The organism is Haloglomus irregulare (assembly GCF_007421925.1).
Classification (GTDB): Archaea; Halobacteriota; Halobacteria; order Halobacteriales; family Haloarculaceae; genus Haloglomus; species Haloglomus irregulare.
The window spans coordinates 363611-385718 of sequence record NZ_QMDX01000001.1 but is presented as its reverse complement, the minus strand read 5'-3'; the positions used below and the strand labels follow the sequence as shown (position 1 = coordinate 385718).

Genomic DNA, 22108 nt, shown 5'->3' with positions numbered 1-22108 from the left:
CGCCTGTTGGTATTTGAATCCCCGGAGTTGCAGTATATCTGCTAACTCGATGGCTACGGGTAGTTACCGGTCTGCTGACGAATGGGGGTTGAGAACAACTGTTAGCGCCCGCTCAGAACTCGATAACGAGCCCGTAGCCGGCGCCGAGGAAGCTCCCGTAGAGGACGAGCCCGAGCAGCGTTCCGCCGTCCAGGTTCGGGGCCGGCCCCATCGAGAAGACGGTGAGGTTCTCGACCAGCAGCGGCAGCCCCACGGCGCCGAACACGACCGCCAGCGCGACGCCGTACGCGACGCCGATGGCCGCCGAGGTGGTGGTGACGGCCGCGCCCTTCAGCGCGGGCCGGAGTAGCTGGCGGAGCCCCTGGTTGCGCGAGGACGTCATGATGAGGCTGTTGACGTAGTCGTCCAGGTTGCTCCGGACGAACGCGACGAACAGACCGCCGAACACGAACGCCAGCCCGAGCCACGCCGCCCACGCCGTAATGAACGAACCACCCATGCCGAACAGCGAGCCGATATACCGCATGTACACCGGGCCGCCGAGATGGTGGATGGCGAGGCCGCCGACGAGCGCGCCGAACTGTGAGCCGAACAGGGCCGCCCGGACGGTCCGGGACTGAACACCGGCCCCGACCGACTTGAAGTCCGTCCGGGGCTGGCCCAGCGGCAGGCTGTCGCGGTAGACCGCCGCGAAGACGAAGCCGGCGGTCACGTACGCCAGTAGCCCGGCGCCGACGTACGGCGCGGGGTACGCCTGGAGCGGCGTCACGCCGTCGATGACGGTGGGTACCAGCGCGATGCCGGCGACGATGGCGAAACCGACCCCGTAGATGAGCCCAGTCGTGCCGGCGTCCAGCGCGCTGGTCCGCGCGTCGAACCGCCGCCCGGGGACCACCGCGAGCAGTGCCGCGAGCGGCAGGCAGACGATGAACCAGGCGACGAAGCCGCGTCCCGGGGTCCCGCTCCGGAGGAGCGTCCCCAGCCAGAGCAGGTGTGGTTTCGCGAGCACGTAGAGGAGCACGCCGCCGACGGCACCACCCGAGAGGAGCCCCTTCAGCCCGGCCGTGCTGCGGACGTCGACGACCAGGTCGACCCGGTTCCGCCGGAGCAGACCGTACGTCGCCGTCGTGCCGAGGCCGAGCAGGAAGTAGCCGAAGGCGATGGGGAAGTAGCCGATCGGCACCGCCAGTGACCAGCCGCCGATGGCGCTCACCAGCACCGGAACGGCGAACAGCCCGAAGACGGTCATCCCGATGCCGGCGAAGACGCCGGCCGAGACCGGCGCGTCCATCGCCCGCCGACCGGCGAGCCGCGAGACGAGACCGACCAGCACGAGGCCGACCAGGAAGAGGAAGACCAGACCCCGCTGCTGGGTCCCGCTCGCGAGGACGGTCCCGACGAAGCGCAGATGCGGCGGCCGGACGACGAGTAGCGCCAGCCCGCCGAGATAGATCCCGGCGAGCGAACTGACGACCGCCCGGGCCCCGGTCCGGCGGAGATAGCCCGGGAGGACCTCGCCCTCGGAGAGCACGCCGGCGTAGGTTGTCCCCATCACGGCGCCGAAGACGGCCCAGCCGAGGACGACCACCGTCGGCGCCGGGTCGACACCCTGGGGCGTCTCGCCGACGAGTTCGGGGACCACGAGGAGGCTGAACGCCCCGCCGAGGACGGCCCCGAAGACGAGGCCGGTCGTCGCGTTCCGGCGGACGAACCCGCTCCCGCGGCCGACGACGTTCGCCGCGGTGACCACGTACAGCCCCGTCAGGACGAACGCCACGACGCCGAACAGGAACATCCCCCGGGCCGGGGAGCCGCTCCGGATGACGGTGCCCATGTACCGGAGATGCAAGCCCGAGACGGCGTAGGTCGTCACGGCCCCCGCGATGGCGCCGGCGAACGCCGCGTACATCGTGGCCCGCCGCTTGCTGCCGCCCGTCCGCTCCGTCGTCGCACTACCCACCGCCATGCCGGAGCCGGCGGTCAGGAGCCCCTCGATGCTACTGGGGCCCCCGACACCGCCCGCCGCTACCAGCGTCCCGACGACCCCGACCACGAGGCCGACGAGGGACGCCAGCACCACCCGGTCGTTCGTGCCGTGTTCCGGATTCCCACCGACCCCGGCACGGCCGCGCACGTTCGTCTGCGTCACGGCGTATCTACCACGGTTTTTAAATTCCAGTTGATAAAGCGTTGCGTGGGTGCTCTCCGGCTGTTTATACAGCTGACGGGCCACTCCCGTGAGGTCCAGCCACGGTGGCGGCGCGCCCGCCGGTCGACCGAGCACTCACGATTAAACGGTGCGTCGCATACCGGGCCGAAGTTTTAATCCGTGACCTCGCCACCGCTATGCCGTACCATGGCAGACGAAATCGACTTCCCGAGCGAGGAGTGGTTCGAGGAGTACGAGCGACGAGTCAACGAGAGCGAACAGTACTCCGAGAGCGGCGCCGGCTGGGGCGTTGAGTTCAACGGCGACTTCCTCTACGTGTACGAGGCCGACGACCGCCTCCCGGAGACCCGTCACTTCTTCGTCGGCCTGCACGACGGCGGCGTGACCGATACCCACGAGGTCGACGACCCGGACGAGGTCGACGCCGGGTTCGCCCTCCGGGGAGCCTACACCGACTGGATCGACCTCAACGAGGGCGACATCGGCGCCGTCGACGGGATGATGTCCGGCGTGTTCGAGCTGGAGGGCGACATGCAGAAAGTGATGCAGTACACCCAGGCGTCGGTCGACCTTACCGAGATCGCCAGCGAGATCCCGACGAACTACAAGTACTGAGACGAGTTTTTCCCGCCCGAGTAGAGGCTCCTGTTAGACGCCGCGACCCTGCAGCTTCTCCTCCTCGGGCATATCGACGTTGGAGTCGCCCTTCATCCCCTCGCCGACGTTGGTGGCGATCTCGACGAGGCGCTCGGGTTCGTCCCAGTTGTTGACGGCCTCGACGACGGCACGGCCCATGGCCTCGGGGTTCTCCGCTCCGAAGATGCCGGAGCCGACGAAGATACCGTCGCAACCGTGGTGCATCATCAGCGCGGCGTCCGCGGGCGTGGCGATGCCGCCGGCTGCGAAGTTGACGACGGGGAGCCGGCCCATCTCGGCGGTCTTGTGGACGAGGTCGGCGGGGGCCTCGTGCTTGCGGGCCCACATCTCGCGCTCCTCGCGGCTCTTGCCCGTGATCTCGCGGATGGCGGACTTGATGTTGCGCTGGTGGGTGACCGCCTGGTTCACGTCGCCCGTGCCGGCCTCGCCCTTCGTCCGGATCATGGCCGCACCCTCGTCGATGCGGCGAAGCGCCTCCTGCAGGTTCCGGGCGCCACAGACGAACGGGGTCGTGAACTGGTCCTTCTCGATGTGGTAGTCGTTGTCGGCGGGGGTGAGGACCTCGGACTCGTCGACCATGTCCGCACCCGCGGCCTCGAGGATCTCCGCCTCCTTCGTGTGGCCGATGCGTGACTTCCCCATCACCGGGATGGAAACCTCGTCCGCGATCTCGCGGAGGCTGGCCGGGTCGGCCATCCGGGCGACCCCGCCGCGCTTGCGGATGTCGGCCGGCACCGCCTCGAGGTTCATGACGGCGACGGCTCCCGTGTCCTCGGCGATACGGGCCTGCTCGCGGTTGACGACGTCCATGATGACGCCGCCCTTCTGCATCTTCGCGAACCCGCGCTTGACGAGCTCCGTGCCGCGTTCGAGTTCCTCCAGGTCGGTAGCCTCACTCATAGCTATCTGTTGGAGCCGGACCCACTTAACCCGTGTCTTTGGTGTGGCGAACACCCTCGTGTCGCCGGACGGAATCAGAGGTGCTCGGCCACCGCGGGGGCGGCGCTGACGCGGCTGGCGACCCGCTCGATGGTGTCCGTTCCGTAGAGCCCGGCGACGTCCGCCCGTGCGAGTCTGGTCCGGGCGCTGGCCGCGAACATGGGGTGGACACAGGCCACGAAGACGCGGCCGACGGCCCCCTCGTGAAGATGTGCGATGGCCTCGCTCATCGTGCCGCCCGTCGCGACGATGTCGTCGACCAGCACGACGTCCCGACCGGCGGCGTCGAGGGCCGTCGGCGACAGCTCGATGTCGCCCGTCTCGTGGTCGCGGTGCTTCTCGAAGGCGTCGGTCGCGCCCTCGCCGTACGCGTCCCGGACCGTCGCGGCGAGGTCGACCGCGCCGGCGTCCGGCGCCAGGAACAGCGGCTCGCGGAGGTCCCCGGGGAGCGGCTCGGCGAGCCGGGCGCCCGCGTCGACGGCCTCGAACGGCACGTCGAAGAACTCCCCGATGCCCGGCTCGTGCGGGTTGACGACGAGCACGCGGTCCGTCCCCGTCGAGATGGCCCGGGCCACGGCCCGCGCGGAGACCGGCTCCCCCGCCTGGAACCGTTCGTCCTGCCGGCCGTACCCCATGTACGGGAGTACGGTCACGACCTCGTCGGCCCGCTCGGCGACGGCGTCCTGTAGCTGGAGGAGTTCGACGTGGGCGTCGCTGGAGTCCGTCGCGGCGACCACGACTGCACGACCCCCGTCGAACTCCGGGACGCGGGCCAGCAGCTCCCCGTCCGCGAACCACTCGAACTCGACGGGGGCCAGGGGCTCGTCGAGGGCGTCGGCCAGCGACGCCGCGAGCGACTGCGACCCGGACCCTGGAACTATCATGGGCGCGACTCCCGCGTGCAGGGTAACAAGCGTTTCCGTCGCCGTCGGGTCAACCGAGCCCCACGCCGGGGACGGCGAGTCGGCGCACGTCCGGGAGCCCCAGCGACCGGTCGCGCCAGCCGTCGCCCGCGTTCGCCAGGACCGTCCCCTCGGCGGTGACCGCGAAGGTCGCGTCCGGGCCGTGGGCGACATCGACGACGTGCCCGGCGGCCGGGAGGTCGACCTCGGCCCAGGCGTCGGGACCGTACCCGTCCGCGGCTGAGGAGCGCACGTGCAGTGCATCCGAGGTCGCGGCGTGGGCGCGCCCGTCCGGTGCCGCGGTGACGGCCCGAACGTTGCCGGGGAGCGCGTCCATCCAGCCGTTGCCGAGGTAGTAGAGCCCATCGCCGGTTGCCGCCAGCGGGACCTCCGGTGCGGCGTCCCGGGCGTCCGCGAGCCCGAGTCGGGTGCCGTCCAGCCGGAACAGCCCGTCGGCCGCCGCGACCATGTCGCCAGCGAGCGCGCGCACGTCCGTGAGTTCACAGCAGGTCGACCAGTCGCCGGCGACGGGTTCGTCCGCCCCGCCCACGGCCGGGTCGCCGTCGGGCCCGAACCGTGCGACCCGCCCGTCGCCGGCGGCGTGGAGCGCGCCCTCGTGCCAGCCGACCGCCGCGGCAGGACCGAACCCCGTCGGGCGGAACGCGTCGCCGGTGCCGAGCCGCACGTCGTCGTCGGTGGCGACCGCGAGCCGCCCCCCGCTCCCGGCGACGTCGCGGACCCCGCCCCGGTGGACGAGGCCGAACTCGCCGACGAGGTCGTCGGAGATCTCGACCCGCGCGAGACCGGCGCCAGTGGCGACGAAGAGGACCGTCGTCCCCGTCTTGTCGCCGTAAACGCGTTTCTCGTCGATGGAGATATCGTCATCGCCCATACCGACTCGCGGGTGGCCACGCTCAAATCGGTTGCCGTGGCCCGCGGGGCGGACGGGTCGTCCGGAACCCCTTTGATGTGACCGGCCGGACACCCACGTGATGGAGGTGTTCGGGTCCAGCGGCGTCCGTGGCGTGGTCGGCGACCTGATTACGCCGGCGTTCGTCGGCCGGGTCGCGCGCGCCGCCGGCGCCGTCTGGCGCGAGGGGGCGACGGGACCGGACCGCCCGGTCGCTGCGCTGGCCCGGGACACTCGCCGGACGGGCAGGACCCTGGCCGACGCCGCCGCGGCCGGCCTCACCAGCGTCGGACTCGACGTATACCGGCTCGGCGTGCTTCCCACACCCGGACTGCAGGCCTACGCCGAGCAGGAGGGCGTCCCGGGGCTGGTGATCACGGCGAGCCACAACCCGCCCGAGTACAACGGTATCAAACTCGTCGGGGCGGACGGCATCGAGCTGGACCGCGCGGCTCTCGAGCGCGTCGAGGCCAACGTCAGGGCGATGCGGGCCGACGGCCCCACGGGGCCGGCGTACGCCGCATGGGACCGAACCGGCCGGAGCCGCCGCGTCGAGGGCGCCACTCGACGGTACGCCGCGGACGTGCTCGCGGCGGTCGATCGTGAGGCCATCGCCGACGCGGACCTGACCGTCGCGCTCGACCCCGGACACGGTGCGGGGGCGCTCACCTCGCCGGACCTGTTCCGCGACCTCGGCTGCGAGGTCGTCACGGTCAACGCGACCCCCGACGGCCACTTCCCCGGCCGGAACCCCGAGCCGGTGCCCGGGAACCTCGGCGACCTCGGCCGACTGGTCCGGACGGCCGACGCCGACCTGGGTATCGCCCACGACGGCGACGCCGACCGCGCGATCTTCTACGACGGTGCCGGCGACCCCGTCGAGGGGGGCGCCACGCTGGCGGCGCTGGCCGCCGCAGACCTCGACCCCGGCGACGCCACCGTCTCGGCGGTGAACGTCTCCCGGCGGCTCGTCGAGGCCGCCCGCGGCGCCGGCGCCGACCTCGAGCTGACCCCCATCGGGAGCACGAACATCATCACGCGCATCGAGTCGCTCCAGGCCGAGGGGACGCACGTCCCGGTCGCCGGCGAGGGGAACGGCGGGGTGCTCTTCCCGCCGTACCGCCTGGCTCGGGATGGTGCGTACACGGCCGCCCGCTTCTGCGAGCTGCTCGCCGGTCGTGGGGAGATCGAGGGCGTATCCGGCGGCCGCCGGACCGTCCGCGAAATCGTCGCGCCGTTCGACGGCTACGAGAACGTCCGGGTGAACGTCGGCTACGCGAGCGACGACGAGCGCGAGGCGATGCTGGAGGCCATTGAGGCCCACGCGGCCGCCGCCGACGCCGAGGTGACGACCATCGACGGGCACCGGCTCGACTTCGGCGACGGCTGGGTACTCGCCCGCGAATCGGGGACGGAGCCGCTCGTCCGGGTGTACGCGGAGGCCCCCAGCCGCGAGCGGGCGGAGGCGCTGGCCTACGCGATGCGCGATGACATCCTCGCGGCGAGCGACGAGTAATGCCCCGTCTTGCTCGATTATGCTTCGTTTTCATCGCCCATCGAGATTACAACTAGTATACAATCCGTTTCCGCATCAAACGCCCACGATGAGCGGTCCCATCAGCACGCCCATCAGATGTGACCGTCGGGCGCCGAGCCGGGCCGGAACCAGCCCGAGCGCGCCGGCGACGAGGAACGTTCCCACGCCGACCGGGCCGGCGAAGACGAAGGAGACGGCCGCGAGCCCGACCAGCACGGCGGCCGAGAGCCGCGTGTAGTCGGCTGTCCGGAGCCGACGGAGGTACCGGTCGCCCAGCAGCGGCACCATGCAGAAGCCGGCGACGGCGGCGAGGCCGGCGGCCGCCACCAGCAGCGGGAGGTTGAGCGGCGTCTCCGCGGCCTCCAGTGCCACAAGCACGCCCGTGCGCGGAACGCCGAGCGCTACCAGGGCGAACAGCGCGAATATCGAGTTTGGTTAAATTCAGTACCACTGTGTACAACAAAACTATGTACGAGCAACCGTGTGATATGCTATGACAGATTGGGAGACTGTAACCATTCGCGTAGACCCTGAGACGAAGGGAGAGTGGGAAGAGTACGCAGAGGAACATGAGGAAGTAGCGAACCTCTCCCACCTCGTTCGGTACTCAGTATCGCAGGAGATGGCTTCTGAGACGCCTGCTACCGTCCGCTCAAGCCAGCCAGAGGATGAGCGGATAGGTGAGGTATTACAGGAAATGAGAGAGTTATCTGAGCAAGTGAACGACGTAAACACGAAAGTCCAGTCCTTACAACGAGAGAAAGATGCAACCGAGAAGTTCGACATGCAAACACTCTTACTTGAATTGCTTCCGGTCCCTCAAGAAGAAGAGCTTCGTGGAAAGAGTCAGGGAGAATGGGGAGTTACTGCTGAAGAGTTAGCGTCTCAAATCGGAGCAGAGGACAAGAGTGTAATTCTTGACCCGTTAGACCGGTTGGAAAAGAACACTGGTCTGGTAGTATCAGTATCCGATGGGGATACAAGAGCTTGGTGGAAAAGAGAATGACTGACGAAACTGAAGAAGCTTGTCAGAAGGTTCTCGAGCGACTTGAGAGAAAGAAGGGGGAATCAACCTTCCGCGAATACAAACGGCATGTGCGGCAATTCAGAGAATGGCTAAACGACGGTGTGGGTCTAACTGTGTTCGAGGCAAGCAGTATAGATGTAGAAGATATGGTAGATGATATGTTGGACGACGGCTATTCTCCTTCATCGATTAGAGTACGCAGAGCGGCACTATCCGAGTTCTACGGTCAAGCAATCAGGCTTGATGGAGAGCGTATTGAGGTTGACATTTCGGAGAGTCCTATCGAGGATATCAGCTTAACTGAGTGGGAGGAAATTAGGTCTAAGGAGAAAGAGCGAGAGTACACATCGGAAAATGACGTACCGTACCTCAAACCGGACCAGATACGGAAACTCGCAGATAACGTCCCTCAACCTGCCACCCGGAACGAGCTACTTGTGCGGCTCGGGTTCCAGACAGGCCTACGCAGGAAGGAGTTGGTTCGCCTGAAGATAGACGACGTAGACCAAACGACTCGGAGAGTCGTTGTGCGCGAAGAAAACGCAAAAAACGGACAAAAGCGAGTGGTCAGATATCAACCCAGTCTCGACGTACTCCTGACCCGGTGGGTGGATAACGTGAGACCGACTGTTGCTATGGCAGGTAAGTCCGACTACCTATTCCCGTCCAATCGAAGCCTGCATATCTCCGGACAACAATTCAATACCGTCGTTAAGACGGCTGCTGAGAACGCAGGTATTCAATCAGTCGCCTACGTGAATAAGTCTGGACAAAAAAAGAAGAATGTAACTGCTCATATATTGCGTCATAGTTTTGCTATGGCAGCAATTGATAATGAATGGGATTTGTATGTATTGAAAGATGCACTAGGGCACTCATCAGTGGAGGTTACTGAAATGTATCTGCATAGAGACGAAGAACGCACACTCTCTGCATTCGAAAACAAAGGGCCCAGGTCAAGTTGAACTCTTAATACGTTTGACGATGGATAGTATTTCCATTGAGCTTCACCATGATATCAAAGCTGTTCTCATGGGATGCCGGGAAATTTTGTCCAACTCCAGAATCACTTGTTGATACTGTGTATTCTCTGACTACCTTATCAGAGGTGTCAGGATTATAGATAATACTGAGGTCAAATTCGCGCGTTCCCTCCCCAGAATATTCAAAGTCAACGTAAATATAAACCTCGGTATCTTGTACATCCACCCGAGTATCCTCATAAACTTGACTTATGAACGGATTCATAGGATATCCATAAAATGCCGGAAATGTTAATATACTCCCAAACAGTAACAGGATTCCAGCGACTGTGATGATAGCTATCTCTCTCTTGCCAATGTCGACTTCAGGCACATCGAAACTTTCCTTATCAATATCTATACTTCTCGCCGCCAAGAAATCATTTCTCTCATTTTTGCTAATATTATGGGCGATGACTGAAGAGATACCACTTGGTACGGTAATAATTACACCTGCATAAAACACCTGTCCGAAGTCAATACTCCCACCTACATTACTCGATGAGGTCTGCCCAGTTCCACCATCTGCTTGGGTAGTATTCTGGTCAGCGATGACTGCTACCCCAACCTGCACAGATATTAAAATTATTACGACTAATATCAAAACACCCGCTAAGCTAGTAGAAAAAACTTCCAGATTGGATTTATCTTCCGGTTCTCCCTGTGTTATTGTAGCAAAAACTGAAATAATTGGGCTCAGGAGAAGAGGTATTAACATAAAAATCACTATTAATATTGCACTAGCCAAAATTGATTCAAATTGAGCAATAATTCCAATTAGTGTCAGGCCAATACCTATACCAATTGCAGCAAATACACCTAACGTAGAAATTAGTCGACTCCTTACCCCCTCACTCGCCATACTCCTAAATAATGTTCTTATTAAAAATAGTTTATGCGAGCCTTTGGGTCAACCGTAACACTCCTTCTTCCGGTCGGCATACTTCTTGAATTCACCCAACGGCTGCCAGTACTTCCGGTCAAGTGCCCACAGCATCGTCGCCCACATGAAGGCACCTTGGGAGCAGTTACGGATATCCGAGTTGGCTCCGAGGACCGGAATATTGTCGCCGACCTCGTTGGTCAATCCTGCTGTTTGGCCTCTCTCAGCATCGATTCCCCTATTCGACTGGCTTGACCCAGCCGGTGTCGCAAGCGCATATTCGTCCGGAGAACGGATAGATATCGCATCGCCGTACTGGTGATGACTCTTGTCAGCATATCGGTGATTGTGGACATGTGACTTGATTACTGGGTGGAAGTCCTCCTCGGCAACATTTCCATCCACCCAGAGGGCGATATGTTTGTGAGAGTACCATTCAGTACGGGGAGCATGTAGCCAGACTCCTGCGTAGTCGTCTATTCCTGCCTTCTTCCTCGACCGATACAGAGCCTGCTTGACGGCTCCTGAGCGAAACTCTGCATCGTGGATAGCTGGGTTGACCCAATCATCTCTCTTCCGTGAGCGAGCTGTAAGCGACAACCAGACGGTATGTGGTCGGTCGAAGTGTTCGAAACAGTATCGTGCTGCAGATTTCACTCTCGCGTATCTGTAGTTCGCCTTCTGTACGGTGAATCTCGGCGTGCTTGTACGATTCTTCCGTAGAGGGAGCTTGGCTGAGAGCCACTCTCCGAAGTCATCGGCCCATTCACCCCACGTTTGTCCGTTAAATGAGATGTCGTTACGGTCGGCCCAAATGCTCGCACTCAATTCGGCCAACTCCTCTTCCGGCATTGGCCAACCTACAGGTCACGGTGGGAACCGACGAAGGGATTATCTTCAAGCGATACCGAATTCCCGATGGCTCCATCATACTCTCCACATGCCTCGCTGTATGCGTCCATACCTGTCGAGGTATGTCCCTCCCACAACTCTTCTTCGGGGATTCCCTCACTCTGGAGGTAGTATTCCAGCAAGTAGCGAGCAATCTTTTGAACACCTGCCTCGTTAGATATCTCCTCTTCTACTGTCGGCAGTCGGAGGAGTAGTTTTTCAATTTTCTTATTCATTCTTTGCCTCCTTAGCAAGTTGGCCAACTACAAATCCGAGAGGGACGTGCACATCGAACTTTTGTTCTCTTACTTTGACTATATTCTCTTTCTCTGATTCAGCGACACGAATTGTAGTATCTCTTGTATTCGTCATGACTTCAATTAATGATTGTGTCGGTCGACCCACTTAAATTGAATAAGCATTCCGCATGGGTTCATCTCGGATATAGAGGGAGATACTCAAGTAGTGAATATACATCTAGTTTGTAATCGGAATCGGGCCGAATAGAGCTTATCAGTCGGTATATGTGGTATACAAACAATAAATGGCGGCAGGGATTATTTCTTCCGGTTGGCCACTGTTGTATACGGCATTGTAACGGACAAACTCACGAGAGAGAAACCTGACGAATATTTCAGAGTTTCTGACTGCATGCGGTCGAAGTGGGACGAATACAAAGACAATAAGATATATGTAGAGCCGACAGTTAGAAAATGCCCAATTGGCCAAAAGTTTTTGGAGAGATACGATTAGTAATCTTCTATAATATTTTGTCGCTTACGTTCATACTCTTCCGAAGAAATCAGGTCTGATTCGTGCAGATTATCTAATTCTTGTAATTTATTTTTTATGCCATCTTCACTACTTTCGTCAACTTTCTTGCCTTTCTCCTCACTGGTCCCTGAGCTTTCTTGCCCACCTCGATTAATAAAATCTACCATATTGCGTATATAATCTGGCTCTATGTGGTCCGACAATTTGATTCTGTACTGCCCAACGTCTGACCATACTTGAAAGCCGTTTTCAATATAAATAGCTCTATCAATGATATCGAAATCAATACTGAACTCAGCAATATCTCCAGAAGGGCCAGGAGCCTTCAATAATAATTTCTCTGAGTCCACATAAATTTTCTTTATCATGCTCTCAAATTCGTCTTCTTCCTCTTTAAACTCCCCGTGCATCTCAGTTTCCTGTTTATAGCTTTCGAAAAAATCGCCACGAGACTTTCCTTTTGTCTGACCTTGAATCGATATCTGTCCAGATGTTGTGGTAACACCGGGCAGAATAAGCTTCGCATCTTGACTCCCCGGTAGAGCTGGTATATAAAAATTCTCTTCAATTAACTTTATATCTGAATGTTTCTTGAGCAGATTATTTAATTCGCGTCTATCCAAGCGATAGTACATTTCTGCTCCTTCTGAAGTCCTTAATAATGAGTATCCGATTGGCCCTATTAATCCGGAATCGTAAAATATTCCCTTTGAAATGTCATCCAACTTCAAATCTTGCTCTCCGAAAATAATACGCTTATCCGTCAGGCATACAGTTTCTCTTCTTTTCTTTGAACCTTTTCCGGTATACAAAGAACCGTTCTGCACTGCGAGAATATTCTCGTCGTTAGATAAGTAAGGCAATATTTCTAGGTGTTTGTGGCGGAATTTTTCTGCAGAGATATGTTTGTTCGCCATATCTAAACCAGAGGACGACATTCCTGGCACTTCTTTGATTACTCTATCTATCTCTGATTCTTTCCTTTTTTTCTCCTCTTTGCGCTCTTTTTTGGCTCTTTGCTTGTCATCTACGGAACTCAGCCTGAGCGAATACACTGCCATTGCTGGCATTGATATCAGGAATAGAGCCCCGCCAATCGCCCCGCCGGGCTGTGGAGAATAAAACATCAGCACCAGACCCAGAATGAATGCCGCTAACCAGAGCCTTCTCCGTTTGACATCTTCTGCGGTTTGATTATCCTCCATCGTAAAATAACTGTAGGAATCCAGCAGTATAGTGTTTGTCTTCAGCCTAAATTACCAATTGAAGAGTACTGCGGCCATCACTACCAGTTTATGTATGTGGCTTGGCCCAGCTTCTTCCAGTCAAGTCGACCACACACCACTGTGTTCTCTCTGCTGCCTGTTTTGTCTACCGTGTATTACCTCTGTAACCACTCAGTCGATACTATGACAATCGGGCGAGTTCCATGAGGTTGTTTCCGAGATACGAGTCATACTCGTTGAAGACTCTCACAGACCACCGAGCGCATATGGCTGGTTGCAGAAATACTATGACAATCGGGGGAGCGACCATTACCCCAGCTATATGCTGCCTACAGTCAGAGGTCGGCCGAGTGGTTTTGTAGGAGCCATCAGAGACTGCTTAATAAAAAATATAATCTATCAAAAGAACTAGGTTCCCTCTAATCCGCCTGTCTAGTGGAGTCCGAAACTGAGTGCACCACTTCGGTGACGAGATTCGACCACCCTGCGTGCGATTGCCCGAGTCCCGCAGTATAGTGGGCTAAGGCGGGCAATCTGAATAATCTAGTCCGCAAGATTTTTTAATTCTCGGAGCAGAAATTGTTGTACACAGTATTACTGAGTTTTGGCGAATATCGAGTTGGCCGTATTGACCCCGCTCGTCGTGACGACGAAGCCGCGGGCGCCGCTCCCGCCGACCGCGAGCAGGGCGACCGTCGCGGCCACCGCGCTGGAGACGCCGGGCACGTAGCCGACGACGGCGCCCGTGAGCGCCCCGACCGCGCCGAGTCGGGCGACCGTCCGCGGTGCCGTCGCGACCGTCGCGTCGTCCTGCCGGGGGACGCCGCTCCCGCCGAGCGCGTCGACGAGGACGGGCGCGCCGAACAGGCCGGCGAACAGCGGCGTCAGGACACCACCGACCGCGAGCGGTGCCGCCGGGTCGATATCCAGCGTGGCCCAGCCGAGCGCGCCGCTCGCGAGGAACGACCCCGCGCCGACGAGCATCCGGGTCCCGTCCCGCTCGGTGAGCACGAGGACGAGCGCGACGGCGCCGAGTACGAGCGGCAACTGCGCGCGCAGCGTCGGATAGACGGCCACCATCGCCCGCGTGACCGGTATCGCGAGCGGGACGGCGAGGAGCACGGCCACGCCGCTCCCGAGCGCGGAGAGCCGGAGCGCCTCGCGACCCCGGCCCTCCAGGACGAGCCGGTGGCCCGGGAGCGCGGACGCGGCCATCGCCGGGTCCGGGACGCCGAGCGCGAGCGCCGGCACCACGTCGAGGAAGGTGTGGACGACGCCGGTCGCCAGCAGTGCGGCCCCGACGAGCCGCGGCGGCCCGGGGACGCTCGACGCCGCGGACGCGAGCAGCAGAGCCATGTTGTTCGCGTGGAGCCCCGGCGTCAGTCCGCTGACGGTCCCGAGCAGCACCCCGCCGGCGACGAACGCCAGCGCCGTCACCGCCAGCGGCGGGTCGAGGAGGACCCGGACGCCGGCGACGTCGACGGCGGCGAGCGTGACGGACGGGGAACGGAGTGCCGTGAGCACGGTAGGCGCTCTGGCCGCGTTCCCCTACTTGAACTCTCGGACGGCAGCCGGCTCCCGGCCGACGGCCCGCCGTCGGTCAGTCGTCGGCCTTGAGTTCGGTGGCGTCGGCCGTCCCGTTGAACTGGCGGCGGCTGAGCGACGCGACCCGCTTGACGTCGCCCAGGCGGCGGGAGAACAGGGCCAGGCCCAGCACCATGTAGACGCCCGTGAAGACGAACAGGAGCGTGATGCTGGCGCTCTCGGCGGCTGCCTCGGAGAGCGTCCGGATGAGGACGAACTCGGCGACCACCTGCGAGAGGAAGAGCACGAGCAGCACGACCGACTCCTGAACGGAGATGCGGAAGTCGACGAGCACGGCCAGGGCGAAGAAGCTCTGGGCGGCGGTGAGCCAGATCTCGACGGCCTGCTTCTGGCCGAACGGGAGCGCGCCGTACCGCCCGAGCGCGATGCTGTAGACGACGACGAGCGTCCCGATGAGCAGCGTCCACTGGTTGAGCTTCGAGGAGATGAGCGCGTTGAACGCCGCGGTGGTCCGGGCCTTGTTGACCAGATAGGCCGTGACGATGAGCTCCGGCGACTCGGAGGCCAGCGGCGCGAACCACTGGACCATGAAGAACTCGGGGATACCGAACTGGAGGCCGAGCTCCTCCAGCCCGTGGGCGAACGGCTCGACCGCGGTGAAGATGAGGAAGCCGCTGCAGACGAACAGCGCCAGGACTGCCGGCACGCGGAGGCGGGTGGCGAACCCCTGGAGGTAGGCCGGGACGCCGACGTGGGCCTCGCTCTCCTCGACGTCCCCCCGGACGATGACGAAGATGTAGGTGAGGTAGAGCCCGACGAGGACGACCATGTCGACGATGTCGATGCCCCGAGCGGGGCCGTCGCCCAGCCCGAGCGAGAACGGGACGAGGAAGGCGTAGACGGTGGCGGCGGTGAGGAAGAGGATCTCCGTCGCGATGCTCTTGTCCAGCTTGACGGCGTTCGAGAGGACGCTGTCGCCGCTCGTGTCGACGGCCGTGTCCCCGGAGGTGCGGGCCTTGTAGATGGAGAAGAGGGCGATACCGGACCAGCCCAAGCCGATGAGGATGCGGTTGGCCCCGGTCATGTTCGCGACCGCGAGGTCGGCCGCGGCGGCGTCCCCGCGCCCGGCCTGGAAGGCGTACAGCGCATCGACGGCGTACTCGGGGGCGACGGCCAGCACCGCAAGCACCGCGAGCGCGAACGCTCGCGGGACGTCCTTCTCCGCGGTCTCGGCACCCCACGCCAGCAGGAAGGAGGCCCCGAGGACGGCGGCCCCGGCGACGACGACCTGCAGGAGCGTGGAGAGCGCACCCACCGACCCGGTCGCCCAGATGCCGACCCACGGGAGCGTGAACAGCACCGCGACCGCCAGCGAGCCGACGGAGTACCGGGCGGAGGCCATTGGCTGAGGTAGACCGCGCCGGGTTTGTATCGCTTCTGCTTCGCCCCTCGGTCAGACGTCGTCGGGCTGGTCCGCGGCCTCCGCGGTCCGGACGGCGGCGACGTTCTCCGCCACGTCGTGGACCCGGACCACGTCCGCGCCGCGGGCGGCCGCCAGCGCCGTCGCGGCGACCGTCGGGGCCAGCCGCTCGTCGGGGCCGGACCCCACCAGCTCGAACATCGACTTGTGGGAGTGGCCGACGAGAACGGGACAGCCGAGCGCGCGGAACTCGTCGAGCCGGCCCAGCAGCTCGAAGCTCTCGTGGCGGCGCTTCCCGAAGCCCAGGCCGGGGTCGACGAGGATCTGCGACCGGTCGAGCCCGGCCTTCTCGGCGAGCAGCACCCGCTCGACCAGCCCGGCGAGCGTGTCCTCCACGACGTCGTCGTACGCAACCTCGACGTCCGGGTCGACCGGCGCGTTCACCGAGTGCATCACGACGACGGGGACGTCGCGCTCGGCCGCGAGCAGCCGCATCGCGGGGTCCTCCAGCCCGGAGACGTCGTTGAGCAGGTCGGCGCCCGCGTCGAGGGCCGCCTCCGCGACCGACGCCTTCCGGGTGTCGATGCTCACCATCGCGTCCAGGTCGGCGATCCGCTCGATGACCGGGACGACCCGGTCGCGTTCATCCTCGGCGGGGACCGGCTCGGCGCCCGGCCGCGTGGACTCGCCGCCCACGTCGACGATGCCGGCGCCGGCCTCGACCATCGCCTCCGCGCGGGCGACGGCGTCGTCGACCGCGACGAACTCGCCCCCGTCGTGGAACGAGTCCGGCGTCACGTTGAGGATACCCATGACCGCGGTGCCGTCGCCCCAGGGGTAGCCCTGCTCGCGGGCCGCGCGGTCGGGGTCGGTCCGGATGCCGAGCCGCTGTCGGAACTCCTCGCCCAGCTCGGAGAGGCCGTACGGCTGACCGTCCAGCTTCTCGACAAGGCGGTTGAACTGCGCGAGCGTCCCCGACAGCACCACGTCGACCGGCTCCTCGTCCTGCCGGGAGAGCCCCGAGGTGGCGCACTCCCCGCCCAGCGACAGCATCTCCTGTTTGAGATACTCCGCCTGCCGCACCCGGACGCGGGTCTTCAGCGTCCGGTGGACCGTCTTGCCCCGCATCCGCCAGACGCCCGGCCCGGTGACGTTCGCGTCCCGCAGTGTCGCCTCGGCGGTCGGCAGGTCCTCGACCCGCTTGGGGACGTGGAGCCGGGTCCACCGGGTCCGGGCCTCCGCGACCGTGTAGAGCGAACCCGTGACGAGGACGGCGTCGTCCCCGTCGGCGTCGTCGAGCGCGGCCGCCAGCGCCCCCGGGACGTTCCCCGCCTGGTCGACGGGGCCGTGCTTCCCGCTCGCCTCGAAGGCGGCCGCGAGCGCGCTCGTCGCCTCCGCGCGGTCCACGTCCGGCCGGCAGGCGTACACCGCGGCCGGCGGGAGCGCGGCAGCCATCCCGGCGTGGTCCTTGTCGGCCATCGCGCCGACGACGAGCCGCAGGTCGTCGAACGAGTCCTCGAACTCCGCGAGCGTCCCGGCGACCGCCCGGCAGCCCCCGGGGTTGTGTGCCCCGTCGAGCACGACCAGCGGGTCCCGCGAGAGCACCTCGAACCGGCCGGGCCAGTGGGCGTTCCGCAGGCCCGTCCGCAGCGCGGCGTCGACGTCGACTGCCGGGTCCCCGTCGCGGAGCGCGTGGAGGGTCTGGCGGACGAGCGCGGCCGCGACGCCGGCGTTCCGGGCCTGATGGGCGCCCAGCAGCGCCAGTCGGGCGTCGAGCGACCAGTCCGGCCCCGCCAGGGTGGCCACCCCCTCGATACCCTCGCGGCCGTGGTAGTCGACGGTCACGTCCGGGGCCGTCTCGCGGTCGTCGGCCTCGTCCGCCCCCTCGGCCGTCCCGACGGTCAGCACGCCCGCCCGCTCGTCGGCCACCGTCCGGGCGGCCGCGAGCGCCTCGCCCGTCACGCCGGTCACGAGCGGCCGGTCGGTGGGGGCGACGTGAGCCTTGTCGCGGGCGATCTCGGCCTCCGTATCGCCCAGGACGTCGGCGTGTTCGAGCGTGACGCTGGTCACGGCACTGGCCACCGGGTCGACGACGCTGGTGGCGTCGTGCTTCCCGCCGATGCCGACCTCGAGCACCGCTACGTCCACGTCCGCCCGGGCGAACTCCCACAGTGCCATCGCGGTCACCGTCTCGAAGAAGGTCGGCGACTCGCCCGCGCCCGCCCGCTCGGTGATGTACCCCTCGACAGCCTCGGCGAACTCGCACACCGCGGTCTTCGTCATTCGGCGGTCGTTCACGAGGATCCGCTCGCGGAGGTCGTCCAGATGCGGCGACGTGTACAGCCCCACGTCGAGGCCGGCCTCGCGGAGCGAGCGCTCGACCATCCGGGCGGTCGAGCCCTTCCCGTTCGACCCGGCCACCTGCACGCACGGGACGGCGGCGTGCGGGTCGCCGACCTGCGCGAGGAGGCGCTCCGTGGACGCCACGCCGGCCCGGGGGGAGTACCGGCGAAGGTCGAACAGGAAGTTCGCCGCCTCGTGGTAGTCCATACTCCCGAACAGCCCTGGGAGGCGCTTCAGACTGTCGGACTCACCGATGCCATCCGGCGCTACGCCGACCGCCGCATGACCGTCGCCGAATCCGGACACAGTGACGCGAACTGGGCCGTCCCTCGAATCCGCTCGGGAACCGACTCACGGGCCACCGGCTCGAACCCCTGCGCCGCGAGGAACGCTGCCGCGTCCGTCGTGAGCGCGAAGAGCCGCTCGACGCCCGCCGCCCTCACCTCGTCGGCCAGCGCCGCCACCAGCGCCGCACCGACCCCCTGGCCCCGGGCCGACGGCTCCACGACTACCGACCGCACCAACCCGTCCCGACCGTGGCGCTCGACACCACCGACGCCGACCCGCTCGCCCGCGACCGTCGCGACCCGGAACGCTCCCGCCTGCTCGCGGACGTCGGCGGTCGGCAGGTCCGCCCGCGAGAGCAGTCGCTCCACGTAGTCCAGTGCACCCGCCTCGTCGGCCCGGTGGAGGGTGAGGCTCGGGGACATACGCGGTCCTTCGCCGCCCGGCCCGTTAGCTCATCGGGTACGCCACAGTTGCCCGCAGCTACACCGACAGCCGCCGCCGGATCCGCTCGACGGTCGCCCGCAGCCGGTCGCTATCGATGTCCTCACTCGACACCGCCCGGGCCACCTTCACCAGCGCCGCGACCACGACGACCACCTCGACCAGCGCCAGCACCGCGAGCGCCACCAGATACGGGAGCGCCACCTCCAGCAGCGCCAGGAGCGTGGTGCCTCCCGCGACCGCCACCAGCAGCTGCCAGGTCCCGACCAACCCGACCCCGACACCCAGCAACAGCACGACCACGGCCGCCGCCAGATACCGCCAGGGGACCAGTTCAGTGAGACTGCGCATACCTCCCCTCGACCGTGGTCGGTTATGAGTGTGATGGCCGGGGTGTCTACCGGATATTGCTACAGTTTGGGCCCTGGTAGGCTGAATTGCGTATAATGCCGGATAGAAGACAGGAATCCCAGCGCACCGGGACGGATATCGGCTGCATCCGCGCGAGCGGAGCGAGCGCGGTTGGGTTCGAGATGGCGGAGCCGTCCCGGCCTCCCGAAGATCCACGACTTTCGGAGACATCGGCACGAGGGCACGCAGCGCCCGCCGAAGGCAGGTGTGGGGACGTCCGGGCCGGAAAGCGCGTTTACATCATCCCGCCCATCCCGCCGCCCATCCCGCCCATGCCGCCCATGCCGCCGCCGCCGGGGCCGCCCTCCTCCTCCTCGCCCTCGGTGGAGAGGTCGCCGGCGGCGATGATGTCGTCGATCTTCAGGACGAGTGTGGCGGCCTCCGTCGCACTGGAGAGCGCCTGCTCCTTGGCGTGGGCCGGCTCGACGACGCCGGCGTCGAACGTGTCGACCACGTCGCCGCTGAAGACGTTGAGCCCGGCGTGGGCGTCACCGTCAGCGTGGGCGGCGCGCAGGTCGACCAGGGTGTCGATGGAGTCGAGTCCGGCGTTCTCCGCGAGGACGCGGGGGACGAGCTCCAGCGAGTCGGCGAAGGCCTCGACGGCCATCTGCTCGCGCCCCTCGACGGAGTCGGCGAAGTCGCGCAGGCGGCGCGCGACCTCGACCTCGGCGGCACCGCCGCCGGCGAGGACGCGACCGTCGGCGACCGTATTGGCGACGACGTCGAGCGCGTCACCCATGCCGCGCTCGGTCTCGTCGACGACGTGGTCGGTGGAGCCGCGGATGACGACCGTGACGCCGTAGGCGTCGTCGCCGCCCTCGACGAGGAACATGTCGTCCTCGTCGTCGCGGGTGACGTCGGCGTGGCCCAGGTCCGCGCCCGAGAAGTCGTCCAGGTCGGAGACGATGTTGGCGCTCGTGACCTCCTTCAGGAACTGCAGGTCGGACTTCTTGACGCGGCGGGCCGCGAGGATGCCCTCCTTGGCGAGGTAGTGCTGGGCGAGGTCGTCGATGCCCTTCTGGCAGAAGACGACGTCGGCGCCCGCGTCGGCGATCTGCTGGACCTTCTCCTGCAGGCGCTCCTCCTCCTTGTCGAGGAACTCCTGGAGCTGGTCGGGGGAATCCAGGTTGATCTGGGCGTCGGCCTCGGCCTCCTCGACCTCGATGGGCTCGTTCACGAGGAGGACGTCGGCGTCCTCGACCTCGCCGGGCATGTCCGGGTGGGCCGGGTCCTTGTCGATGGCGGCGCCGTGGAGCAGCTCGGAGTCGCTCACGGAGCGGCCGGTCTGGGTCTCGATCTTCACGAACTCCAGGTCGACGACGTGGGAACCGTCCTCGGCCTCGACGGTGACGGCGCCGACGGCGTCGACGATGAGCTGCGCGAGCAGGCTCTTGTGCTGCTCGGCGCCCTTGCCCGTCATCGAGGTCTCGGCGAGCTTCGTCAGGAGCTCGGTGTCGTCGGCGTCGACCTCGGTGGCGACCTCGTCGACCTGTGCGCGGGCCTCCTCGCTGGCGAGGTGGAAGCCACGGATGATGGCCGTCGGGTGGATGTCCTGCTCGAGCAGGTCCTCGGCGTTCTTCAGGAGCTCGCCCGCGACCGCGACGGCCGTCGTGGTGCCGTCGCCGGCCTCGTCCTCCTGTGTCTCCGCGACCTCGACGATCATCGAGGCCGTCGGGTTGTCGATGTCCATCTCCTGGAGGATGGTGACGCCGTCGTTCGTGATGGTGACGTCACCCATCGAGGAGACGAGCATCTTGTCCATCCCCTTCGGGCCGAGCGTTGTCCGTACCGACTCGGCGACCGCCCGGGCCGCCTCGATGTTGTGGCCCTGCGCGTCCTCGTCCTTCATCCGCTGGGAGTCCTCGCCGAGAACGATCATCGGCTGTCCCTGCATTCGCTGCTGGCTCATGGTCATCTCGTGATTGAATGTGATTCTATATAATCGCTGCGGTCCGACGGTGCTCCCGATGTCGGCCGGAGCGCGCGGGTTAACGCCGGAAAACACCGTACGACGGCCCCAAAGCCGCGGTTCGTGCGCCACGCTGTCACACGGGGTGGTCGCCACCCGCCGGGACGCGCTGCCCGGGGTTTATGTACTCAGTCGACGGGCTCCTTCCAGTGGACCGTCGCCGTCCCGACGACGAACGCGTCCTCGGTGGTGTCGTCCCGACGGACCCGCAGCGTGTTCTCGCCGCCAGTCAGCGAGGTGCCCGACACGGAGTCCATCCAGCACTGCCAGCCCGGCGACGGCGGGATGTCGAACCCGGAGAGCGGCTCGCCGTTCACGACGATCTCGTGGCCGAACGTCCCCACGTCGTACGCCTGCAACTGCACGAACGCCTCCGTCGGGTCGTCGGTCGGGACCTCGAACCCCTGCGGTGCCGTCGCGTTCCCCGCGAACTCCGCCCACGGGGTGTCCAGGGCGTCCGCGGTCTCCCCCAACTGCGACATGACGTTCACCAGCGCGTAGTTGGCCCGGCGTGACATGGGCGGAGCCTCGGCGGGGGCGGATATAGGTACGGCGCTACCCGCCCGCCCGGCCACCCGCGCCGACCCGTCCCGAGGGCGCAGATGTTCGACACACCGGCGGCCCTCCGGAACGGAGTGTCTCGTCGCGAGAACGCCGGGACAGGGATTTGAACCCTGGATCCCAGAGGGAACACGCTTTCCAGGCGTGCGCCTTACCACTCGGCCATCCCGGCTCGGTCTGGCGTAGCCCACT

General features: G+C 64.5%; 18 protein-coding genes, 1 tRNA gene and 2 pseudogenes. 4 read left to right on the top strand and 17 right to left on the bottom strand.

The annotated features are described in order from the left end of the window. Positions 1–112: 112 nt before the first annotated feature. The gene (locus tag DP107_RS02105; RefSeq protein ID WP_144260479.1) at positions 113–2149 is read right to left on the bottom strand and encodes a hypothetical protein; all 2037 of its coding nucleotides are present in this window, start codon (positions 2147–2149) and stop codon (positions 113–115) included. Between the two features lie 207 nt (positions 2150–2356). Between DP107_RS02105 and DP107_RS02100 the strand changes: the two genes are divergently transcribed. Next, positions 2357–2785 carry an SCP2 sterol-binding domain-containing protein gene (locus DP107_RS02100; protein ID WP_144260478.1) on the top strand — a complete coding sequence of 143 codons (429 nt, stop codon included), beginning with the start codon at positions 2357–2359 and terminating at the stop codon, positions 2783–2785. A gap of 33 nt (positions 2786–2818) precedes the next feature. Here DP107_RS02100 and pdxS read toward each other — a convergent pair whose 3' ends face one another. The 3 genes from pdxS to DP107_RS02085 all read right to left on the bottom strand — a co-directional run bounded on the left by pdxS (position 2819) and on the right by DP107_RS02085 (position 5560). Then, the gene (pdxS, locus tag DP107_RS02095) at positions 2819–3727 is read right to left on the bottom strand and encodes a pyridoxal 5'-phosphate synthase lyase subunit PdxS (protein ID WP_144260477.1); all 909 of its coding nucleotides are present in this window, start codon (positions 3725–3727) and stop codon (positions 2819–2821) included. A gap of 74 nt (positions 3728–3801) precedes the next feature. Continuing rightward, on the bottom strand, positions 3802–4650 hold the full coding sequence (prs, locus tag DP107_RS02090; protein WP_144260476.1) for a ribose-phosphate diphosphokinase: 849 nt from the start codon (positions 4648–4650) through the stop codon (positions 3802–3804). Positions 4651–4699: 49 nt separating this feature from the next. After that, positions 4700–5560, bottom strand: a complete 861-nt coding sequence (locus DP107_RS02085) for an HVO_0234 family beta-propeller protein (RefSeq protein ID WP_144260475.1) — start codon at positions 5558–5560, stop codon at positions 4700–4702. Between the two features lie 100 nt (positions 5561–5660). Here DP107_RS02085 and glmM point away from each other — a divergent pair, with 100 nt between their 5' ends. After that, complete coding sequence (gene glmM / locus DP107_RS02080; RefSeq protein WP_144260474.1) at positions 5661–7094, top strand: phosphoglucosamine mutase; 1434 nt, start codon at positions 5661–5663, stop codon at positions 7092–7094. Positions 7095–7169: 75 nt separating this feature from the next. Here the strand turns inward: glmM and DP107_RS02075 are convergent. Continuing rightward, a pseudogene (locus DP107_RS02075) lies at positions 7170–7547 on the bottom strand (tripartite tricarboxylate transporter permease); the annotation flags it as partial. A 61-nt stretch (positions 7548–7608) separates the two neighbouring features. Here DP107_RS02075 and DP107_RS02070 point away from each other — a divergent pair. Both DP107_RS02070 and DP107_RS02065 read left to right on the top strand, forming a co-directional pair. Beyond that, positions 7609–8121, top strand: a complete 513-nt coding sequence (locus DP107_RS02070; RefSeq protein ID WP_144260472.1) for a hypothetical protein — start codon at positions 7609–7611, stop codon at positions 8119–8121. Continuing rightward, a complete protein-coding gene (locus DP107_RS02065; protein WP_144260471.1) occupies positions 8118–9107 on the top strand; it encodes a tyrosine-type recombinase/integrase in 990 nt (329 codons plus the stop codon). Before DP107_RS02070 ends, DP107_RS02065 begins: the two co-directional genes overlap by 4 nt. A gap of 4 nt (positions 9108–9111) precedes the next feature. On the opposite strand, the gene DP107_RS02060 is transcribed toward DP107_RS02065, so the two are convergent. From DP107_RS02060 to DP107_RS02005, 12 genes and pseudogenes are all read right to left on the bottom strand, one after another. Continuing rightward, on the bottom strand, positions 9112–10026 hold the full coding sequence (locus tag DP107_RS02060) for a hypothetical protein (protein WP_144260470.1): 915 nt from the start codon (positions 10024–10026) through the stop codon (positions 9112–9114). 48 nt (positions 10027–10074) lie between these two features. Beyond that, complete coding sequence (locus DP107_RS02055; RefSeq protein WP_144260469.1) at positions 10075–10899, bottom strand: hypothetical protein; 825 nt, start codon at positions 10897–10899, stop codon at positions 10075–10077. 8 nt (positions 10900–10907) lie between these two features. Continuing rightward, on the bottom strand, positions 10908–11174 hold the full coding sequence (locus DP107_RS02050) for a hypothetical protein (RefSeq protein ID WP_238330735.1): 267 nt from the start codon (positions 11172–11174) through the stop codon (positions 10908–10910). 513 nt (positions 11175–11687) lie between these two features. Next, positions 11688–12917 (bottom strand): hypothetical protein, encoded by a 1230-nt coding sequence (locus tag DP107_RS02045; protein WP_144260467.1) that lies wholly within the window; start codon positions 12915–12917, stop codon positions 11688–11690. A gap of 627 nt (positions 12918–13544) precedes the next feature. After that, positions 13545–14381 (bottom strand): annotated as a pseudogene (locus DP107_RS02040) (tripartite tricarboxylate transporter permease); the annotation flags it as partial. 157 nt (positions 14382–14538) lie between these two features. Continuing rightward, entirely contained in the window at positions 14539–15885 is a 1347-nt protein-coding gene (locus tag DP107_RS02035; RefSeq protein ID WP_144260465.1) for a sodium/calcium exchanger protein, read from the bottom strand. Positions 15886–15936: 51 nt separating this feature from the next. Further along, on the bottom strand, positions 15937–18453 hold the full coding sequence (folP, locus tag DP107_RS02030) for a dihydropteroate synthase (protein WP_144260464.1): 2517 nt from the start codon (positions 18451–18453) through the stop codon (positions 15937–15939). Positions 18454–18512: 59 nt separating this feature from the next. After that, the gene (gene arsN2 / locus DP107_RS02025; protein WP_144260463.1) at positions 18513–18956 is read right to left on the bottom strand and encodes an arsenic resistance N-acetyltransferase ArsN2; all 444 of its coding nucleotides are present in this window, start codon (positions 18954–18956) and stop codon (positions 18513–18515) included. Between the two features lie 58 nt (positions 18957–19014). After that, positions 19015–19326 carry a hypothetical protein gene (locus DP107_RS02020; protein ID WP_144260462.1) on the bottom strand — a complete coding sequence of 104 codons (312 nt, stop codon included), beginning with the start codon at positions 19324–19326 and terminating at the stop codon, positions 19015–19017. Between the two features lie 295 nt (positions 19327–19621). Further along, positions 19622–21295 (bottom strand): thermosome subunit beta, encoded by a 1674-nt coding sequence (gene thsB / locus DP107_RS02015; RefSeq protein ID WP_144260461.1) that lies wholly within the window; start codon positions 21293–21295, stop codon positions 19622–19624. A gap of 188 nt (positions 21296–21483) precedes the next feature. Continuing rightward, entirely contained in the window at positions 21484–21873 is a 390-nt protein-coding gene (locus DP107_RS02010) for a DUF7383 domain-containing protein (protein WP_144260460.1), read from the bottom strand. A gap of 134 nt (positions 21874–22007) precedes the next feature. Beyond that, positions 22008–22088 (bottom strand) — tRNA-Ser (locus DP107_RS02005). Positions 22089–22108: the final 20 nt, after the last annotated feature.